Genomic DNA, 13,578 nt, shown 5'->3' with positions numbered 1-13,578 from the left:
ATCGTCCTGGCCGGGGGCCGGATTCGGATCCCTGTTCACGTCTCGACCCCTTGCTGTTCAGTCCGTGAAACCCGCGTGCCGGGGGCGTTTCCGGTCTGAAACGATGGGGCCCATGAGCGCTGCAACCCCTCCCACCGAGCGCCGGGTCTCCGCCCGAGTCGGCGCGATCTCCGAGTCCGCCACCCTCGCCGTGGACGCCAAGGCCAAGGCCCTGAAGGCCGCCGGGCGTCCGGTGATCGGCTTCGGCGCCGGTGAGCCCGACTTCCCGACGCCGGACTACATCGTCGAGGCGGCCGTCGAGGCCTGCAAGAACCCGAAGTACCACCGCTACACGCCGGCCGGCGGCCTGCCCGAGCTGAAGGCCGCGATCGCCGCGAAGACGCTGCGCGACTCCGGCTGGGAGCCCGACGTCTCCCAGATCCTCGTCACCAACGGCGGCAAGCAGGCCATCTACGAGGCCTTCGCCGCGATCCTCGACCCGGGCGACGAGGTCATCGTCCCGGCGCCGTACTGGACGACGTACCCGGAGTCGATCCGCCTGGCCGGCGGTGTCCCGGTGGAGGTCGTCGCCGACGAGACGACCGGCTACCGCGTCTCCGTCGAGCAGCTGGAGGCGGCGCGCACGGAGAAGACGAAGGTCGTGCTCTTCGTCTCCCCGTCCAACCCGACCGGCGCGGTGTACTCCGAGGCCGAGACCGAGGCCATCGGCCGCTGGGCCGCCGAGCACGGCCTGTGGGTGCTCACCGACGAGATCTACGAGCACCTCGTCTACGGCGACGCGGCCTCCGTGTCCCTGCCGGCGCTCCTGCCCGAGCTGCGCGACAAGTGCATCGTGGTCAACGGTGTGGCGAAGACGTACGCCATGACCGGCTGGCGCGTGGGCTGGGTCATCGGTCCGAAGGACGTCGTCAAGGCCGCGACGAACCTGCAGTCGCACGCCACCTCGAACGTCTCCAACGTGGCCCAGGTGGCCGCCCTGGCCGCCGTCTCCGGCGACCTGGAGGCCGTGGCGAAGATGCGTGAGGCCTTCGACCGGCGCCGCAAGACCATCGTGCGGATGCTCAACGAGATCGACGGCGTGCTGTGCCCCGAGCCCGAGGGCGCGTTCTACGCCTACCCGTCGGTCAAGGGCCTGCTCGGCAAGGAGATCCGCGGCAAGCGCCCGCAGGACACCGTCGAGCTGGCCGCGCTGATCCTGGAGGAGGCCGAGGTCGCGGTCGTCCCGGGTGAGGCCTTCGGCACGCCGGGCTACCTGCGGCTGTCGTACGCGCTCGGTGACGAGGACCTCGTCGAGGGCGTGAGCCGGATGCAGAAGCTGCTCGCGGAGGCGCGGGACTGAGGTCCGCTCCGCACACGGGGGCTGCTTCCCTTTTTCGGGAGCAGCCCCCGTTCGCATGTGCGAGCAAGACCACGTTCGGGGAAAGAGCTACCCGCGTGACCGGGACGTGCGGCAGGATCCTGGGATGGAGCGTGTACGTGATCTCTCTGAGCTGCCGAAAGCCCATCTGCACCTGCACTTCACCGGCTCGATGCGGCCGGGGACCGTCCTGGAGCTGGCCGACAAGTACGGCGTGCGCCTGCCCGAGGCCCTGACCGAGGCACTGACCAGCGGCGAGCCCCCGAAGCTGCGCGCGACCGACGAGCGCGGCTGGTTCCGCTTCCAGCGGCTGTACGACGCGGCGCGCTCCTGCCTCCGGGAGCCGGAGGACATCCAGCGGCTGGTCCGGGAGGCCGCCGAGGAGGACCTGAAGGACGGCTCGGGCTGGCTGGAGATCCAGGTGGACCCGACGTCGTACGCGCCCCGGCTGGGCGGTCTGATCCCGGCCCTGGAGATCATCCTGGACGCGGTGGACACGACGGTGCGGGAGACCGGGCTCGGGATGCGGGTCCTGGTGGCGGCGAACCGCATGAAGCACCCGCTGGACGCGCGCACGCTGGCCCGGCTCGCGGTGCGGTACGCCGACCGGGGCGTGGTCGGCTTCGGGCTGTCGAACGACGAACGGCGGGGCATGGCGCGGGACTTCGACCGCGCCTTCGCCATCGCACGCGACGGCGGCCTGCTGTCGGCCCCGCACGGCGGCGAGCTGACCGGCCCGGCGTCGGTGCGCGACTGTCTGGACGACCTGCACGCCTCGCGGATCGGGCACGGCGTGCGCGCGGCGGAGGACCCGCGGCTGCTGAAGCGGCTCGCCGACCGTGGCGTGACCTGCGAGGTCTGCCCGGCGTCGAACGTGGCGCTCGGTGTCTACGAGAAGCCGGAGGACGTGCCGCTGCGCACGCTCTTCGAGGCGGGCGTCCCACTCGCCCTGGGCGCCGACGACCCGCTGCTCTTCGGCTCCCGGCTGGCCGCCCAGTACGAGATCGCCCGCCAGCACCACGGCTTCACGGACGCGGAGCTGGCGGAGCTGGCCCGGCAGTCGGTGCGGGGTTCGGCGGCGCCGGAGGACGTCAGGGCGCGGCTGCTGGCCGGCGTGGACGAGTGGCTGACTCGCCCGGCCGTCTGAAGTGGGCGTAGGGCGGATAGGGCTTGAAGCAGATCAGCACCTCGACGGGGTGCCCACCGCCGGGCGGCTGGACCAGCGGCAGCCCCGCCATCAGCACCGAGTGCCCCTTGACGACGCCCTTCTGACGCGGCCCCCAGCCTGCCGCGTGGGCGAAGTCGGTGGCGGTCTCGGCGAACACGTCCCGGTTGCCGAACAGGAAGAACGTGCGGGCATGCGTGATGTGGCGCAGCTCGTCCCGTACGTCCGCCCGTTCCCTGCGCCCGCGCCAGGAGACGGCGTCCCGCGCGGTGCGCGCCTCGTCGGTGCGGACGGTCAGCGGGCTGCTGTTGCGCAGTTTCCGGCGCAGTTCGGGCCACTGGCTGGGGCGCAGGCCGAGCGTGTGGTGGGCCAGGACGAGGTCGACGCGCTCGCCCCAGCCCTCGTCGGGCGGGACCCCGTCGCGCAGCGGAATGTGGACGATCGTGTGCCGGGAATACGCGGCGAAGGAGAACAGACCCGCCAGCCGGTTCAGGCCGTCGTGGTCGCCGCGCAGCATGCCGATGGGGTCAGGAGCGGTCAGTGAGGTATGGCGCAGGGGCCACCGGGGCTGGACGACACGATGCTCGTGCGGCCCCGTCCTGAACCGGAACTCTCGCAGCCTCAGCCGCATGTGCGATGCCTCATGGCATCAGCGTGGCGACCGGCCGCCGTCCCGCGCAACGGGGTTTTACGCGGCCACGCCGCCCAGCAGGGTCCGGGCCAGCCCTGCGGCGAACGCGTCCACGGGCGGTCCTTCGCCGCTCTCCGTGGCGTCGTAGGCGAACGCGCGCTGGGCGCAGGCGCCGAGGAGGAGCGAGGCGGCCGAGAAGGTGTCGGCGTCGGCGCGGACGCGGCCGGCGGCCTGCTCGGCGCGCAGATAGGCGTCCAGGCTCTCGATCGGCGTGTGCGGGCCGGAGCCGATCTTCCGCAGCGCCTCGTAGTGCCGCCGCTTGAGCTGCGTCTCGGCGTACAGGGAGGCGGCGATCGGGAAGCTCTGCTCGTAGAAGAGGGCCGCCTGGCGGGCGATCTCGGTGAGGTTCTCCTCCAGGGTGCCCCGGCCCGGCTCGGCCGCGAGACTGCTCAGCAGCGGGGTGAGCCGTGGCAGGCGCTCGGCGAGCACCCGGACGAACAGCTCCTCCTTGCTGTCGAAGTACTTGTAGAGCGCCGCCTCGGAGCAGCCGGCCGCCCTGGCGATCTCCTTGGTGGTGGCGCGGGCGAGTCCGACGGTGAGCATCAGCTCGTGAGCGGCGTCGAGGATGCGGACACGCGCCGGCTTCGTCTCCATGGGACGTCCAATCGGGGTTGACGGGTGGGTGAGTGCTTACCCACCCTAGGAGAAACCAGGGTGAGTGAACGCTCACCCACCTCTCGGGAGGGCTTGAGTCCCCATGAAACTCACCGTTTTCGGCGCCACCGGCGGCATCGGCCGGGAGATCGTCCGTCAGGCGCTGGGCGCAGGTCACCAGGTGACCGCCGTCGTCCGCGATCCGGCCCGGCTGGACGTCACCGGGGACGCCCTGGAGGTGTTCCGCGCGGACCTCACCGACCCGCAGGAGCTGCGCGCTGCTGTCGCCGGCCGGGACGCGGTCCTGTCGGGCCTGGGCGCACGCAGCCGCAAGGACGCGGGGGTGGCCGCCCGGCTCACCCGTACGGTGCTCGGGGCCATGGAGGCCGAGGGGGTACGGCGGCTGCTGGTGGTCAGCGCCGGCCCGGTCGGACCGGCGCCGGAGAACGACGGCTTCCTCGACCGCGGGATGCGGGGACTGGTCTCGGCGATCCTGAAGGACGTCTACGCCGACCTGCGCGAGATGGAGGCCGAGCTGGCGCGCAGCGGCACGGACTGGACGTCCGTGCGGCCGCCGCGCCTGCAGGACAAGCCGCGCAGCGGCCGCTACCGCACGGTCGTCGGCGGCTTCCCGCCCAGGGGCCGCTTCATCGCGCGCGCGGACGTCGCCCACGCGATGCTGTCGATGATCGACGACATGGGGACGGTGAAGCAGGGGGTGGGGGTCGCATACTGAACCCGGCTACAGGCTCACGCCGACGGTCACCGGCTCGTTGACCAGTGTGATCCCGAAGGCCTCGTGGACCCCGGCGACGACCTCGCGGGCCAGGGCCAGCAGGTCCTCGGTGGTGGCGGCGCCACGGTTGGTGAGGGCGAGCGTGTGCTTGGTGGAGATACGGGCCGGTCCGCTGCCGTAGCCCTTGGTGAAGCCCGCCTTGTCGATCAGCCAGGCGGCCGAGGTCTTGGTACGGCCCTCACCCGACGGGTAGGCGGGCGGCTCGACGCCCTCGCCCAGCCGCTCCCGCACGCGCGCGTGGAACGCGGCGAACTGCTCGTCGGTGAGGATCGGGTTGGTGAAGAAGGACCCGGCGGACCAGGTGTCGTGGTCCTCGGGGTCGAGGACCATGCCCTTGCCGGCGCGCAGCTTCAGCACGGTCTCGCGGGCCGCGGCGAGCGGCACCCGCTCCCCCGGCTCCACACCGAGTGCCCGGGCCGTCTCGGCGTACCTGAGGGGCGCCGACAGCCCGTCCGCGTCCTCCAGCTCGAAGCGGACGCGCAGCACTACATAGCGCTCGGGGTCGGCCTTGAAGCGGCTGTGCCGGTACGAGAAGGCGCACTCCTCGTTCGTCAGCGTGACGGTCCGGCCGGCCCGGCGGTCGTACGCGATCACCTCGGTGATCGTCGAGGAGACCTCCTGGCCGTAGGCGCCCACGTTCTGGATCGGGGTGGCGCCCGCGGAGCCCGGGATCCCGGCCAGGCACTCGATGCCGGCGAGCCCGGCCTCGACGGCGCGGGCGACGGCGTCGGTCCAGATCTCGCCGGCCGCCAGCTCCAGCGTGGTGCCGCGCAGTTCGAAGCCGGTCGTGGCGATGCGCAGGGCGGTGCCGTCGAAGCCCTTGTCGCCGATGACCAGGTTGGATCCGCCGCCGATGACCAGCAGTGGCGTCCCGGTGTCGTCGGCCTCGCGGACGGCGGCGATCACCTCGGCGTCGGTCGTCGCGGTGACCAGTCGGGTGGCGGGGCCGCCCAGCCGGAAGGTGGTCAGCGGGGCGAGGGGGGCGTCGTGGAGTTCCTGCACGCGCCCAAGACTACGAGACGGCACGGACAGCGCCGCGAGGCGGCACGGACTCGGCCCGACCGGGACCGTCCCTCCGGCCCGGCACGCGCACGCGCACGCGTACGGCCCCGTCGGCGAGGACGGGGCCGTGCGCGTGCCGGACAGCGGAGGCGCGTGCCGGACACCGGGCGCGTGCCGGACACCGGGCGCGTGCCGGGCGGCGGGCGCGTGCCGGGCGGTGTTCGTGCACCGAGCCGGGCTGCCGGCGCCGGGCGGCGTGCGCTCAGTGGGCGGTGGTCTCCAGGACCGACGCGGGCTCGGTCGTGCCGGTGGCGAGGACCGTGCGGCGCCGGGTGGGGATCAGCAGGGCCGCGACCCCGGCGAGGGCGACCACGGCGGCACCGACGACCAGCGCGGGCCGCAGTCCGTCGACGAAGGCCTGGGCGCTCTCGTAGCCGCCCTGGGCCGAGAAGATCGACGACATGACCGCGATGCCGAGCGCGCCGCCCACCTCGCGCAGGGCGTTGTTGGCGCCGGAGGCGATGCCCTGCTCCGCGGGCAGGACGCTGGACATGACCAGGTTGGAGGCGGGCGCGAAGAACAGGGCCATGCCGATGCCGCTGATGATCAGGCCGGGCAGCTGGGCGGCGTAGGAGACGTCCGCGGTGGCCACGGAGGCCAGGTAGCCGAGCCCTGCGGCCTGCAGGAACAGGCCGGTGGCGACGACCGGGCGGCCGCCGATGCGGTCGGAGAGGATGCCGGCGATCGGTGCCACGAGCATCGGCATGCCGGTCCACGGCAGCATCCTGAGGCCCGCCTCGGTGGGCGAGTAGCCGAGCACGCCCTGCATGTACTGGCTGAGCAGGAAGATCGAGCCGAACATCCCGAGGAACATCAGCAGGCTCGCGGCGTTGATCCCGGAGAAGGCGCGGGAGCGGAACAGCCGCATCGGCAGCATGGGGTGCTTGTTGTGGCTGCCGTGGTACACGAAGCCGGCGAGCAGCGCGGCGCCCGCGATCAGGCCGGTCAGCACGAGGGAGCCGGTCCAGCCGTCGACCGGGCCGCGGACCAGTCCGTACACGATCCCGAAGAGCCCGCCGCTGACCAGCAGGGTGCCGGGGAGGTCGAGCCGGGCGCCGGCGCCGTAGGACTCGGCGAGGCGCAGGCGGGCGAGCGGCAGCAGGGCCACGCCGAGCGGGACGTTCAGCCAGAAGATCCAGTGCCAGGAGATGTGCTCGGTGAGGCTGCCCCCGATGAGCGGCCCGGAGGCGACGGCGAGTCCGTTGACGGCCCCCCAGATGCCGTACGCCATACCGCGCTTGGCGACGGGCACGGCCGCGGTCAGCAGGGTCAGTGTGAGCGGCATCATCACGGCCGCGCCGACGCCCTGGACCGCGCGGGCGGCGATGAGGGAGCCGATGCCGGGGGCCATGGCCGCGGCGGCGGAGGCGCCGGTGAAGACGGTGAGTCCGGCGAGGAAGAGCCGGCGGCGCCCGAAGCGGTCGCCGAGCGCGGCTCCGAACATCAGCAGGACGGCGAAGGTGAGCGTGTAGGCGCTCACCGTCCATTCCAGATCGTCCAGCGCGCCGCCGAGGTCCTTGCGGATGGAGGGCAGGGCGGTGGTGACGACGAGGTTGTCGAGGGCCGCCATGAACCCGGCGACGCTGGTGATGACGAGGGCCCAGACGGCGCCCCCGCGACGTGCGGTCTGCTGTGACATCTCTCCCCCAGCGGGTGATCACTGCCGTTGATTAGTTATTGCTGACTAACTTTGGAGCCCATGAAGAACGGGCCGGACTTCGCTCTCCGTTGCGCTACTTCTCCAGCCGCCCGGTGATCCGGGCCGACGGGTACATCCCCTGCCAGACCTGATGTTCCGCCGGAAAGCCCATGGCGGTAAGGGTGTTGATGAGCATTCCGTACGCCAGGAAGGTCGTGGTGTCACTCACGTCCGCCCCGAGCGGCAGATGCACGGTGCCCCAGAGCTTCATCCAGCCCGCCCGCACGGCCTCGCCGAACGCGTGGTCGCCCTCCGCCTCGGCGGCTGCCACCGTGATGTACGTCTGCATCTGCATCTGGAGCGTCTCGGGGTGCTCCGTGAGCAGGCGCACATAGGCGTTCGCCATGGCATGCCGGGCTTCGTCACCCTCCAGCCCCTCGGCGGCATCCTCAAGGATCCGGCAGGTGTCCTCGATGCAGCGGAGGGATGCGGCGGCGAAGATCGCCTTCTTGCCCGGGAAGAGCCGGAAGAGGTACGGCTGCGAGACGCCGACCCGCTGGGCGATCGCCTCGGTGGAGGTGCCGAAGTAGCCCCTCTGCGCGAACTCCGCGATCGCCGCGCGGATGACGCTCTCGCGTCGCTCTTCTGCGCTCATCCTGACCATGCGAGAAAGTTAGTACTCAATCACTAACTAGTCAAGCGGGCTGCCCAGGCCCATGCGTAAGGGGCGCCCACCCATGGTCAGCGCCCCTTACCCGGATCTGCCGTCAGGCCAGTCGTACGACCGCCCGGGACATGCCCAGCACCTTCTCGCCCCCGCTGGTCGCGGTCAGGTCCACGCGGACCGTGTTGTCGTCCAGCTTGGCCGCGACCTTGCCGCTGACCTCGATCACCGCGCCCTTGTCGTCGTTCGGAACGACGACCGGCTTGGTGAAGCGGACACCGTACTCCACGACCGCGCCCGGGTCGCCGGTCCAGTCGGTGACCACGCGGATTGCCTCGGCCATGGTGAACATGCCGTGCGCGATGACGTCCGGCAGGCCCACCTCCTTGGCGAACTTCTCGTTCCAGTGGATGGGGTTGAAGTCCCCGGAGGCACCCGCGTACCGCACCAGCGTGGCCCGGTCCACGGAGAAGGTCTGCGCCGGCAGTTCGGTGCCGACCTCGACGTCGTCGTACGCGATCTTCGCCGTCATCGCTGTCTCACGCCTCCTCGGCCGCACGGGCCACGAGCTTGGTCCAGGCGGTCACCACGTGCTCGCCTGCCTCGTCGTGCACCTCACCGCGGATGTCCAGCACGTCGTTGCCCGCGAGGGACTTGATCGCCTCGATGGTGGAGGTGACCGTGAGCCGGTCGCCGACGCGCACCGGGCGGGTGTAGGCGAACTTCTGGCTGCCGTGCACCACGCGGCTGTAGTCGAGTCCGAGCTGCGGGTCCTGGATGACCGACCCGGCCGCCCGGTAGGTGATGGCGAACACGAACGTCGGCGGCGCGATCACATCGGGGTGCCCGAACGCCTTGGCGGCCTCCTGGTCCGTGTACACGGGGTTGGCCTCCCCGACCGCCTCGGCGAACTCGCGGATCTTCTCCCGGCCCACCTCGTAGGGCTCGGTGGGCGGATAGGTCCGCCCCACGAAGGACTGGTCGAGCGCCATGGCCCGGCACCTCCTGGTCTCGGCAGCGTGTGAAACGACGTAAGGCCGCCCCCCATGCTTGCGGGGGCGGCCTTACGTACGAGCCTGATTTATCGCGTCTCGCGGTGCGCGGTGTGCGCGTTGCAACGCGGGCAGTGCTTCTTCATCTCAAGACGGTCCGGGTTGTTACGCCGGTTCTTCTTGGTGATGTAGTTCCGCTCCTTGCACTCCACGCAGGCCAGCGTGATCTTCGGGCGGACGTCGGTGGCAGCCACGTGAGTGCTCCTTGACGAACGGATGGACTGAACTAACGCATAAAGAGTAGCCGATCGAAGGACCGACCCCGCAATCGGCTACTGTCAGTAGCGGTGACCGGACTTGAACCGGTGACACAGCGATTATGAGCCGCTTGCTCTACCGACTGAGCTACACCGCTTTGATGAGATCAGCCCCGCCTTGCGACGGGAACCTCTCACACCAGAGCCCCAAAACGGAATCGAACCGTTGACCTTCTCCTTACCATGGAGACGCTCTGCCGACTGAGCTATTGGGGCGAGCGATGAAGACATTACACGGTCCGCCGCCGTTCACCCAAATCCGTATCCGGCCGTCCGCCACAGGCTCGTTCGCGTGCCGTTCCCGGGCCTCCCGGAAACCTCGCGAGTCCCCTGGCGGCGCGGGCACGCGCGCGTGAAACACAGGTCACGAACGGCCGCGAAGCGCGGCGCGCGCATGCATGAGCGCTGGTCACACCGGCGGGCGAAGCACGTACCGCCAGCGGCGGACCACGCCGGTACGACTATTGCGCTCCTCCGCGCCGCGCACCGTTCGCCACCCTAGGCTCGACTCACTCTGCGTGATCTTGGGTCCGTCGCGGCCCTGCCCCGAGCCCCCGGCCCGACCCCTGGAGTCCGATGCCCGACAGTCAGCCGCAGCCACCCTCGTCGTCGTCGAACCCGTCCGGGTCCTCCGGGCAGCCCGACCCGGCCGCCCTGCTGCTGTGCGGGGCTCGGCTCACCGACGGCCGGACCGTGGACGTGCGGCTGGGTGGCGGGCGCATCGAGGCGGTCGGCACGGCCGGCAGCCTGACCCTGGGGCCGGCCCGGAAGGGCGCCGCGCGCGTGGACCTCGGCGGCTACCTGCTCCTCGCGGCCCCGGCCGAACCGCACGCCCACGGCGACACCGCGCTCTCCGCCGAGCAGCCGGGACCGGTCTCGTACGCCCCCGAGGACGTCCAGCGCCGGGCCACGGAGGCGGCCTTGCTCCAACTCGGCCACGGAGCGACCGCGTTGCGCGCACACGTGCGCGTGGGCGACGTCCAGGGCCTGGGCTCGCTCGGCGCCGTACTGCAGGCACGGCGCTCGCTGCGGGGGCTCGCGGAACTGACCACGGTGGCGATGCCGCGCCTGCTGACCGGGGCGGCCGGGGCCGACGGGCTCGCGATGCTGCGGGACGCACTGAAGATGGGCGCCTCCGTGGTGGGCGGCTGCCCGGACCTGGACCCGGATCCCACGGGCTACGTGGAGGCCGTGCTGGAGGTGGCCTCGGAGCACGGCTGCCCGGTGGATCTGCACACGGACGCGGCGGACCCGGCCCGGCTGTCCCGGCTCGCGGCCATGGCGGGTGGGCTGCGCCCCGGCGTGACGATCGGCCCGTGCGCCGGTCTCGCGCGCCTGAACACCGAGGCCGCCTCCCGGCTCGCGGACCAGCTCGCGGCGGCCGGTGTGACGGTGGTGTGCCTGCCCCAGGGCGGTTGCGGGGGCGTGGACCGGCGGGGCACGGCCCCGGTACGGCTGTTGCGCGCGGCCGGGGTGCGGGTGGCGGCCGGCAGCGGCGCCCTGCGGGACGTCTCGAACCCCGTCGGCCGCGGCGACCCCCTGGAGGCCGCCTACCTCCTCGCCTCCGCCCACGGCCTGCGCCCCAAGGACGCCTACGACGCGGTGAGCACCTCGGCGCGCGCGGTCCTGGGCCTGCCCGAGGTCCGCGTGGAGGCCGGCTTCCCCGCCGAACTCCTCGCCGTGCGCGGCGACCGCCTGTCCGGTGCCCTCTCCCTCGCCTACAGCCGGATCGTGGTGCACCGGGGGCGGGTGGTGGCGCGCACGAGCGCGGTGCGCGAGTACTGCAACTCGGCGGCTGCGGCGGAACTCGGGTTGCCACGGCAGGGGCGCAAGGAGTTGTCGTGAGGTGGCACTGATTGCGGCGGTGCACTCGTCGGCGTCCGGGTCGTCCGTACGACTCGGGGGCGCATGTTCGCATCGAGGGGGCGCGCATTCCGGGCTGCACGCCCGAATCGCGCCCCCAGGCGCTCTCAAGCCGCCGTACGCCCCTGACCATGCTCCGGCGCGCCCCCGAGCCACAGCGCGCCCTGGTGTGAACCCGTGCGGCGGACGCGCTTCTTCGGGCGTACGGTCTGAATCATGCGCATTGTCATCGCTGGTGGTCATGGTCAGATCGCGCTGCGGCTGGAGCGAGTGCTCTCCGCGCGCGGGGATGAGGTCGCGGGGATCATCCGCAACGCGGAGCAGGGCGACGATCTGCGGGCGGCCGGCGCCGAACCGGTCCTGCTCGACCTGGAGTCCGCCTCGGTCGAGGAGGTCGCGGCGCATCTGCAGGGCGCGGACGCGGCGGTGTTCGCGGCGGGCGCGGGCCCGGGCAGCGGTACGGCCCGCAAGGACACGGTGGACAAGGGTGCGGCGGTGCTGTTCGCGGACGCGGCGGTACGCGCGGGCGTACGCCGTTTCGTGGTGGTCTCCTCGATGGGCGCGGACCCCGCGCACGAGGGCGACGACGTGTTCGACGTGTACCTGCGCGCCAAGGGCATGGCCGACGCGTACGTCACCCGTCAGGACGCCCTCGACTGGACGATCCTGCGCCCTGGTGCGCTGACGAACGACGCGGGCACCGGCCAGGTCCGCCTGGAGGCCCACACCGGGCGCGGCGCGATCCCCCGGGACGACGTGGCAGCCGTGCTGGCGGAGCTGGTGGACACCTCGGCGACGGCCGGCCTGACGCTGGAGCTGATCGGCGGGTCGACGCCGGTGTCGGTCGCGGTGAAGTCGGTCGCGGGGGAATGAGGCGGCCGCCGGCCGTTCACCCGTCAGACCGTCAGACCATCAGAAGAGAGGTAGCTGCCCGGGAAAGTCCGGCACGGCGTACCCGTCCAACGCCGGCTGGACCGCCCCGAGTTGGGCCTGCCGCCGGGATCCGGAACACGAGACGAGTTCCCCGCCCTCCCGCGCCCCGGGCGGGTCGTGCCGCGCGAAGCGCCCGGCGACGACGGCGATCTCGCGACGGCACACAGGACAGGTTCTACGACGGGAGGCCATGCCGCCAGTGTGCCCGTCACACAACGAAGAGACCCCCTCCGCTTTGCGTTTCCGCAGAGTGGAGGGGGTCATCCCCAGTGTGGCGGCGCCAGGATTCGAACCTGGGAAGGCTGAGCCGGCAGATTTACAGTCTGCTCCCTTTGGCCGCTCGGGCACACCGCCGGGGTTGCTGCCGTTCGAACCGCTTTTCGGCGGTGCTCCCTGGCAACGACGTAAACAATACCCGATGCCGAGGGGTGCTTCGCCACTCGATTCATCTGCGCCCCTGAGGTCGCGGGGTGGCTAGGCTGGTGCGGATGCGGCCCGGTGTCACACCGGGCTAGGCGGCCGCCGCCACGCACCCGATTCGCACCCGATACAAGGAGCCACAGGACATGGCCGACTCCAGTTTCGACATCGTCTCGAAGGTCGAGCGGCAGGAGGTCGACAACGCCCTCAACCAGGCCGCCAAGGAGATCTCGCAGCGCTACGACTTCAAGGGCGTGGGTGCCTCGATCTCGTGGTCCGGTGACAAGATCCTCATGGAGGCGAACTCCGAGGACCGGGTCAACGCTGTCCTCGACGTCTTCCAGTCCAAGCTGATCAAGCGCGGCATCTCGCTCAAGGCGCTGGACGCGGGCGAGCCCCAGCTCTCCGGCAAGGAATACAAGATCTTCGCGTCCATCCAGGAGGGCATCTCCCAGGAGAACGCGAAGAAGGTGGCGAAGATCATCCGCGACGAGGGCCCGAAGGGCATCAAGGCCCAGGTCCAGGGCGACGAGCTGCGGGTCACCTCCAAGAGCCGCGACGACCTGCAGGCCGTGATCGCGCTGCTCAAGGGCAAGGACTTCGACTTCGCGCTGCAGTTCGTGAACTACCGGTAGGACACCGGCGGGAGACGAGCAGGAAGGGTGGGCACCATGCGGTGCCCACCCTTCCTCGCACGCGGTGTGCGTCCGTCAGTCGCGCGAGTTGCCGAACAGGATGCGGTAGAGGATCAGGAGCACGAGCGAGCCGCCGATCGCTGCGGCCCAGGTCGCGCCGTCGTAGAAGTGCTTGCTGATCGGGTGGTCCAGCCAGCGCGCCGATATCCAGCCGCCGATGAACGCGCCCGCAACGCCGATGACGGTCGTGCCGATGAAGCCGCCCGGGTCGCGGCCCGGCAGCAGGACCTTGGCGATGGCTCCGGCCAGAAGCCCCAGGATGATCCAACCGATGATGCTCATGCCGTGAACCTGCCCTCCCGCGCTGTGTCCGCACTGCCCGGCCCTTGAGAATCCGGTGAGGATCGGCTGTCCGTCGCGCGCGTGTTCGTGCCGTGTCGATGAAGAGGA

General features: G+C 71.4%; 16 protein-coding genes and 3 tRNA genes. 6 read left to right on the top strand and 13 right to left on the bottom strand.

Features of this window, described 5'->3' with window-relative positions:
* The first annotated feature begins 112 nt into the window (after positions 1 to 112).
* Complete coding sequence (locus ACFYZZ_RS40395) at positions 113 to 1,339, top strand: pyridoxal phosphate-dependent aminotransferase (protein ID WP_389187551.1); 1,227 nt, start codon at positions 113 to 115, stop codon at positions 1,337 to 1,339.
* Positions 1,340 to 1,463: 124 nt separating this feature from the next.
* Positions 1,464 to 2,504 (top strand): adenosine deaminase, encoded by a 1,041-nt coding sequence (locus ACFYZZ_RS40390; protein WP_389187548.1) that lies wholly within the window; start codon positions 1,464 to 1,466, stop codon positions 2,502 to 2,504.
* On the opposite strand, the gene ACFYZZ_RS40385 is transcribed toward ACFYZZ_RS40390, so the two are convergent.
* Together ACFYZZ_RS40385 and ACFYZZ_RS40380 are read right to left on the bottom strand one after the other, a co-directional pair.
* On the bottom strand, positions 2,449 to 3,153 hold the full coding sequence (locus tag ACFYZZ_RS40385) for a hypothetical protein (RefSeq protein ID WP_389187545.1): 705 nt from the start codon (positions 3,151 to 3,153) through the stop codon (positions 2,449 to 2,451). The two genes, ACFYZZ_RS40390 and ACFYZZ_RS40385, sit on opposite strands and share 56 nt — an antisense overlap.
* A gap of 57 nt (positions 3,154 to 3,210) precedes the next feature.
* Positions 3,211 to 3,807: a TetR/AcrR family transcriptional regulator gene (locus tag ACFYZZ_RS40380; RefSeq protein ID WP_389187542.1), complete on the bottom strand. Its 597-nt coding sequence runs from the start codon at positions 3,805 to 3,807 to the stop codon at positions 3,211 to 3,213.
* Between the two features lie 103 nt (positions 3,808 to 3,910).
* On the opposite strand from ACFYZZ_RS40380, the gene ACFYZZ_RS40375 reads away from it, so the two are divergent.
* Positions 3,911 to 4,543: an NAD(P)-dependent oxidoreductase gene (locus tag ACFYZZ_RS40375; protein WP_389187539.1), complete on the top strand. Its 633-nt coding sequence runs from the start codon at positions 3,911 to 3,913 to the stop codon at positions 4,541 to 4,543.
* 6 nt (positions 4,544 to 4,549) lie between these two features.
* Here the strand turns inward: ACFYZZ_RS40375 and ACFYZZ_RS40370 are convergent, their stop codons facing one another.
* The 8 genes from ACFYZZ_RS40370 to ACFYZZ_RS40335 all read right to left on the bottom strand — a co-directional run bounded on the left by ACFYZZ_RS40370 (position 4,550) and on the right by ACFYZZ_RS40335 (position 9,493).
* Positions 4,550 to 5,605 (bottom strand): UDP-N-acetylmuramate dehydrogenase, encoded by a 1,056-nt coding sequence (locus ACFYZZ_RS40370; RefSeq protein WP_389187536.1) that lies wholly within the window; start codon positions 5,603 to 5,605, stop codon positions 4,550 to 4,552.
* A gap of 262 nt (positions 5,606 to 5,867) precedes the next feature.
* Positions 5,868 to 7,304, bottom strand: coding sequence for a DHA2 family efflux MFS transporter permease subunit (locus tag ACFYZZ_RS40365; RefSeq protein WP_389187533.1), 1,437 nt, complete (start codon positions 7,302 to 7,304; stop codon positions 5,868 to 5,870).
* A 94-nt stretch (positions 7,305 to 7,398) separates the two neighbouring features.
* Entirely contained in the window at positions 7,399 to 7,968 is a 570-nt protein-coding gene (locus ACFYZZ_RS40360; protein WP_389187530.1) for a TetR/AcrR family transcriptional regulator, read from the bottom strand.
* 103 nt (positions 7,969 to 8,071) lie between these two features.
* Positions 8,072 to 8,500: a MaoC family dehydratase gene (locus tag ACFYZZ_RS40355; protein ID WP_386577164.1), complete on the bottom strand. Its 429-nt coding sequence runs from the start codon at positions 8,498 to 8,500 to the stop codon at positions 8,072 to 8,074.
* 7 nt (positions 8,501 to 8,507) lie between these two features.
* The gene (locus tag ACFYZZ_RS40350) at positions 8,508 to 8,960 is read right to left on the bottom strand and encodes a MaoC family dehydratase N-terminal domain-containing protein (protein WP_386577163.1); all 453 of its coding nucleotides are present in this window, start codon (positions 8,958 to 8,960) and stop codon (positions 8,508 to 8,510) included.
* Positions 8,961 to 9,049: 89 nt separating this feature from the next.
* Complete coding sequence (rpmG, locus tag ACFYZZ_RS40345) at positions 9,050 to 9,214, bottom strand: 50S ribosomal protein L33 (protein ID WP_003948671.1); 165 nt, start codon at positions 9,212 to 9,214, stop codon at positions 9,050 to 9,052.
* Between the two features lie 88 nt (positions 9,215 to 9,302).
* A tRNA-Met gene (locus ACFYZZ_RS40340) sits at positions 9,303 to 9,375 on the bottom strand.
* A 45-nt stretch (positions 9,376 to 9,420) separates the two neighbouring features.
* Positions 9,421 to 9,493: transfer RNA gene (locus ACFYZZ_RS40335), tRNA-Thr, on the bottom strand.
* A 360-nt stretch (positions 9,494 to 9,853) separates the two neighbouring features.
* Between ACFYZZ_RS40335 and ACFYZZ_RS40330 the strand changes: the two genes are divergently transcribed.
* Positions 9,854 to 11,122 (top strand): amidohydrolase family protein, encoded by a 1,269-nt coding sequence (locus ACFYZZ_RS40330; RefSeq protein ID WP_389187527.1) that lies wholly within the window; start codon positions 9,854 to 9,856, stop codon positions 11,120 to 11,122.
* 234 nt (positions 11,123 to 11,356) lie between these two features.
* Positions 11,357 to 12,013, top strand: a complete 657-nt coding sequence (locus ACFYZZ_RS40325) for an SDR family oxidoreductase (RefSeq protein WP_389187524.1) — start codon at positions 11,357 to 11,359, stop codon at positions 12,011 to 12,013.
* Between the two features lie 39 nt (positions 12,014 to 12,052).
* Here the strand turns inward: ACFYZZ_RS40325 and ACFYZZ_RS40320 are convergent, their stop codons facing one another.
* Both ACFYZZ_RS40320 and ACFYZZ_RS40315 read right to left on the bottom strand, forming a co-directional pair.
* Complete coding sequence (locus tag ACFYZZ_RS40320; protein ID WP_386577160.1) at positions 12,053 to 12,265, bottom strand: hypothetical protein; 213 nt, start codon at positions 12,263 to 12,265, stop codon at positions 12,053 to 12,055.
* A gap of 80 nt (positions 12,266 to 12,345) precedes the next feature.
* Positions 12,346 to 12,427: transfer RNA gene (locus ACFYZZ_RS40315), tRNA-Tyr, on the bottom strand.
* Positions 12,428 to 12,639: 212 nt separating this feature from the next.
* On the opposite strand from ACFYZZ_RS40315, the gene ACFYZZ_RS40310 reads away from it, so the two are divergent.
* Complete coding sequence (locus ACFYZZ_RS40310) at positions 12,640 to 13,128, top strand: YajQ family cyclic di-GMP-binding protein (protein ID WP_389187520.1); 489 nt, start codon at positions 12,640 to 12,642, stop codon at positions 13,126 to 13,128.
* A 75-nt stretch (positions 13,129 to 13,203) separates the two neighbouring features.
* On the opposite strand, the gene ACFYZZ_RS40305 is transcribed toward ACFYZZ_RS40310, so the two are convergent.
* Entirely contained in the window at positions 13,204 to 13,470 is a 267-nt protein-coding gene (locus ACFYZZ_RS40305) for a GlsB/YeaQ/YmgE family stress response membrane protein (RefSeq protein ID WP_389187517.1), read from the bottom strand.
* Positions 13,471 to 13,578 lie beyond the last annotated feature (108 nt).

It is taken from the genome of Streptomyces sp. NPDC001816, assembly GCF_042892235.1.
Classification (GTDB): domain Bacteria; phylum Actinomycetota; class Actinomycetes; order Streptomycetales; family Streptomycetaceae; genus Streptomyces.
Note: the sequence above shows the minus strand (reverse complement) of the source record. Positions and strands in the feature narration are given on the sequence as shown.